The sequence below is a fragment of the Streptomyces sp. SM11 genome (assembly GCF_002910905.1).
Lineage (GTDB): Bacteria > Actinomycetota > Actinomycetes > Streptomycetales > Streptomycetaceae > Streptomyces.
This window is the reverse complement of sequence record NZ_NEUE01000075.1, coordinates 1-4,734: the sequence shown is the minus strand read 5'-3', so window position 1 is coordinate 4,734 and position 4,734 is coordinate 1. Positions and strand designations below refer to the sequence as shown.

The 4,734-nt window shown below is 70.4% G+C and carries 5 protein-coding genes; all 5 read left to right on the top strand.

What is annotated here, in order from left to right:
- Positions 1 to 2,072 (top strand): translation initiation factor IF-2 (gene infB, locus B9S58_RS04640; RefSeq protein WP_103530857.1); only part of this gene is annotated, 2,072 nt, incomplete at its 5' end.
- A gap of 216 nt (positions 2,073 to 2,288) precedes the next feature.
- Positions 2,289 to 2,582 carry a DUF503 domain-containing protein gene (locus tag B9S58_RS04635; protein WP_103530856.1) on the top strand — a complete coding sequence of 98 codons (294 nt, stop codon included), beginning with the start codon at positions 2,289 to 2,291 and terminating at the stop codon, positions 2,580 to 2,582.
- 36 nt (positions 2,583 to 2,618) lie between these two features.
- A complete protein-coding gene (rbfA, locus tag B9S58_RS04630) occupies positions 2,619 to 3,113 on the top strand; it encodes a 30S ribosome-binding factor RbfA (RefSeq protein ID WP_103530855.1) in 495 nt (164 codons plus the stop codon).
- Positions 3,110 to 4,009 (top strand): tRNA pseudouridine(55) synthase TruB, encoded by a 900-nt coding sequence (gene truB / locus B9S58_RS04625; protein ID WP_103530854.1) that lies wholly within the window; start codon positions 3,110 to 3,112, stop codon positions 4,007 to 4,009. The genes rbfA and truB overlap by 4 nt, the downstream gene beginning before the upstream one ends.
- 285 nt (positions 4,010 to 4,294) lie before the next feature.
- Positions 4,295 to 4,734: trypsin-like peptidase domain-containing protein (locus B9S58_RS04620; RefSeq protein ID WP_374935656.1), on the top strand; the 440-nt coding region annotated here is incomplete at its 3' end.

Here is a 4,734-nt window from a genome sequence, read left to right as displayed (position 1 = left end):
GTCCCGGTGGCGGCGGTGGCGGCTTCGCCGGTCGTCCGGCCGGTCCCGGTGGCGGTGGCGGTGCCGGTCGTCCCGGTGGCGGCGGCGGCTTCGGTGGCCGTCCCGGCTTCGGTGGCCGTCCCGGCGGCCCCGGTGGCCGCGGTGGCACACAGGGTGCGTTCGGCCGTCCCGGCGGTCCGGCGCGTCGTGGCCGCAAGTCGAAGCGGCAGAGGCGCCAGGAGTACGAGTCCATGCAGGCCCCGTCGGTCGGCGGCGTCATGCTGCCCCGCGGCAACGGGCAGGCCGTTCGGCTCTCCCGCGGTGCTTCCCTCACGGACTTCGCGGAGAAGATCAACGCGAACCCGGCGTCGCTCGTCGGCGTGATGATGAACCTCGGCGAGATGGTCACCGCGACGCAGTCCGTCCCCGACGAGACGCTGCGCATGCTCGCGGACGAGATGAACTTCGTCCTCGAGATCGTCAGCCCCGAGGAGGAGGACCGCGAGCTGCTCGAGTCCTTCGACATCGAGTTCGGCGAGGACGAGGGCGGCGAAGAGGCCCTGGTCTCCCGTCCGCCGGTCGTGACCGTCATGGGTCACGTCGACCACGGTAAGACCCGACTGCTGGACGCGATCCGCAAGACGAACGTCGTCGCGGGCGAGGCCGGTGGCATCACGCAGCACATCGGTGCCTACCAGGTCGGCGCGGAGGTCAACGGCGAGGACCGCCGTATCACCTTCATCGACACCCCGGGTCACGAGGCGTTCACCGCCATGCGTGCCCGTGGTGCGAAGTCCACCGACATCGCGATCCTCGTGGTGGCGGCGAACGACGGTGTGATGCCCCAGACGATCGAGGCGCTGAACCACGCCAAGGCGGCCGAGGTGCCGATCGTGGTCGCGGTCAACAAGATCGACGTCGAGGGTGCCGACCCGACCAAGGTGCGCGGTCAGCTCACCGAGTTCGGTCTGGTGGCCGAGGAGTACGGCGGCGACACGATGTTCGTCGACATCTCCGCCAAGCAGGGCCTCAACATCGAGTCCCTTCTGGAGGCCGTCGTCCTCACCGCCGACGCCTCGCTCGACCTGCGGGCCAACCCGGAGCAGGACGCGCAGGGTATTGCGATCGAGTCCCACCTCGACCGCGGCCGCGGTGCCGTCTCGACCGTCCTGGTCCAGCGCGGAACGCTGCGCATCGGTGACACGGTGGTCGTGGGCGACGCGTACGGCCGTGTCCGGGCGATGCTCGACGACAACGGTCAGAACGTCCAGGAAGCGGGTCCGTCGACCCCCGTCCTGGTCCTGGGTCTCACCAACGTCCCGGGTGCCGGCGACAACCTCCTGGTCGTCGACGAGGACCGCACGGCCCGGCAGATCGCCGAGAAGCGTGCCGCCCGTGAGCGCAACGCCAACTTCGCCCGCAAGGGTGTCCGGTTCTCCCTGGAGAACCTGGACGAGGCGCTCAAGGCCGGTCTGGTCCAGGAGCTCAACCTCATCATCAAGGGCGACGCGTCCGGTTCGGTGGAGGCTCTCGAGTCCTCGCTGCTCCAGCTCGACGTCGGTGAAGAGGTCGACATCCGGATCCTGCACCGCGGTGTGGGTGCGGTCACCGAGTCGGACATCAACCTGGCGACCGGCTCCGACGCCATCGTGATCGGCTTCAACGTTCGTGCCGCAGGGCGCGCCGAGCAGATGGCCGACCGCGAAGGTGTGGACGTCCGGTACTACTCGGTCATCTACCAGGCGATCGAAGAGATCGAAGCGGCCCTCAAGGGCATGCTCAAGCCGGAGTACGAAGAGGTCGAGCTCGGCACGGCGGAGATCCGCGAGATCTTCCGCTCGTCCAAGCTGGGCAACATCGCCGGTGTGCTGGTCCGCTCCGGCGAGGTCAAGCGCAACACCAAGGCGCGCCTGCTGCGCGATGGCAAGGTCATCGCGGAGAGCCTCAACATCTCCGGTCTGCGCCGCTTCAAGGACGACGTCACCGAGATCCGCGAAGGCTTCGAGGGCGGTATCAACCTCGGAAACTTCAACGACATCAAGATCGACGACGTCATCGCGACGTACGAGATGCGCGAGAAGCCGCGAGGCTGATCCAGCGGGATCCGCAAGGATCCGGATGGATACGGATGCATGCAGTGCATTCGGAAGGGGTCCGGGAGTTCGCTCCCGGACCCCCTCCACCACGGTCGGGGCCGGTCGACGGGTCGTATTTCCGTCGATCGGCTCTGGCCGTTCCGGTACGGTTCTGATGTCCCCGGCAAGCTCTGGCGGGGCACGAACCCGAACCGGCGGGACATCCGGACACACATGTATGTGGGGACCCTGTCCTTCGATCTGCTCCTCGGCGACGTACGGTCGTTGAAGGAGAAGCGTTCCGTCGTCCGCCCGATCGTCGCCGAGCTCCAGCGCAAGTGCGCGGTGAGCGCGGCCGAGACCGGCGGACAGAATCTCCACCGCAGGGCCGAGATCGGCCTTGCCGTGGTCTCCGGTGACACCGGACACCTCACGGACGTACTGGACCGCTGCGAGCGGCTGGTCGCGGGGCGTCCCGAGGTGGAGCTGCTGTCGGTGAGACGGCGGCTGCACAGTGACGAAGACTGACAGTCGAGCGAAATCAGAAGGAAGAGTGACGGACCGGTGACCGACAACGCGCGGGCCCGCAAGCTGGCCGATCGCATCCAGGTCGTGGTCGCGGAGACCCTGGACCGGCGAATCAAGGATCCGCGGCTGGGATTCGTGACGATCACGGACGCCCGGGTCACCGGAGACCTGCGGGAGGCCACGGTCTTCTACACGGTCTACGGCGACGACGAGGAGCGCGCGGCCTCCGCCGCCGCGCTGGAGAGCGCCAAGGGCGTCCTCCGTACCGAGGTCGGACGGCAGACCGGGGTCCGGTTCACGCCGAGCCTGGCCTTCGTCCCGGACGCCCTCCCGGACAACGCCCGCACCATCGAGGACCTCCTCGACAAGGCGCGGGCCAAGGACGCGGAGGTGCGCCAGGTGTCCACGGGCGCGCAGTACGCCGGCGACGCCGACCCGTACCGCAAGCCCGAGGACGAGGACGAGGACGACGAGACCGGGACCGGGACCGACGGATCCTCCGAGAAGAACGAGGGCCCGGCCTCCGCATGACCGAGCAGACCACCACGCCGGACGGCCTCGTCATCGTCGACAAGCCGTCCGGCTTCACTTCGCACGACGTCGTCGCCAAGATGCGCGGCATCGCCCGAACCCGCCGTGTCGGCCATGCCGGCACCCTGGACCCGATGGCGACCGGAGTCCTCGTGCTCGGCGTCCAGCGGGCCACCAAGCTGCTGGGCCACCTCGCCCTGACCGAGAAGGAGTATCTCGGCACGATCAGGCTCGGCCAGGACACCGTCACCGACGACGCCGAGGGCGAGATCACCTCGTCCACCGACGCCTCCGGCGTGACCCGCGAGGGCATCGACGCCGGGGTGGCCGCGCTGACCGGCCGGATCATGCAGGTCCCGTCCAAGGTCAGCGCCATCAAGATCGACGGCAAGCGGTCCTACGCGCGGGTGCGCGGCGGCGAGGAGTTCGAGATCCCGGCCCGCCCGGTGACCGTCTCCTCCTTCCGCGTCTACGACGTCCGCGAGGCCGTCGCCGAGGACGGCACCCCCGTCGTGGACCTGGTCGTCTCCGTCGTCTGTTCCTCGGGGACGTACATCCGGGCCCTCGCCCGCGACCTCGGCGCCGGGCTCGGCGTCGGCGGCCACCTGACGGCGCTGCGCCGCACCCGGGTCGGCCCGTACGGACTGGACGCGGCCCGGACGCTCGACCAGCACCAGGAGGCGCTGACCGTGATGCCGGTCGCCGAGGCGGCCGCCTCCGCGTTCTCCCGCTGGGACGTGGACGAGAAGCGCGCCAAGCTGCTCCTCAACGGCGTACGGCTGGACATGCCCGCCCATCCGCAGGGGCCGGTCGCGGTCTTCGGACCCGACGGCACGTTCCTCGTGCTCGTCGAGGAGCAGAAGGGCAAGGCCAAGAGCCTCGCCGTCTTCGCCTGAGCACGCATCCCGTGCCACGCATCCCGTGCCATGCACGGCCTGCCACAGGACCTGCCGCGTGGCTGGTCCTGCGTGGAGGTCCCGCGTGGAGGTCCCGCGTGGAGCGGGCACCACCCCCCAACCCGGTGCCCGCTCCACGTTCCCCTCCCCGGCACCATTCCTGCTCCCCGGGGGACACGGTCATTCACCCCATCGGACGGGCGCTCGGAGTGAATACCGGGGGCGCGGGGGGCGCTTTCCCCGTCCGCGCCCGGCGGGAGATCATCGGCGGCCTAACGTCGGACCATGGGCAGTGGGGACCGGTCGAAGCTGGTAAGAATCTGCGATCAGGCCGGCCGGCCGCGAGGGACGGGATTCGTCGCGGACGACCGCGGCACGGTCGTCACCGCCCACCAGGCCGTCACCTCCCCGGGCCCGCTCCTCCTCCACGGCACCGACGGCCGCACCTGCTCCGTCGCCCCCGACGACATCACCGCGCTGCCCGCCCTCGGCCTCGCCCTCCTGCGCACCGGCGGCCCCGACGCCCTCGACGCGGAACCCCTGCCCATCGCCGGGCGCGACCGCGCCGAACCCGGCGGCTACGTGGACATCGCCGCCCACGGACGGCGCGAGGCCCGGGTCCTCGGCACCACCGCCGCCACCTACACCGCACCGGACGGCGTCGGCCACCCGGTGCCCGCCGCCCTGGAGCTGGCCCTCGGCACCGACGGGCGCGACGCCCTGCG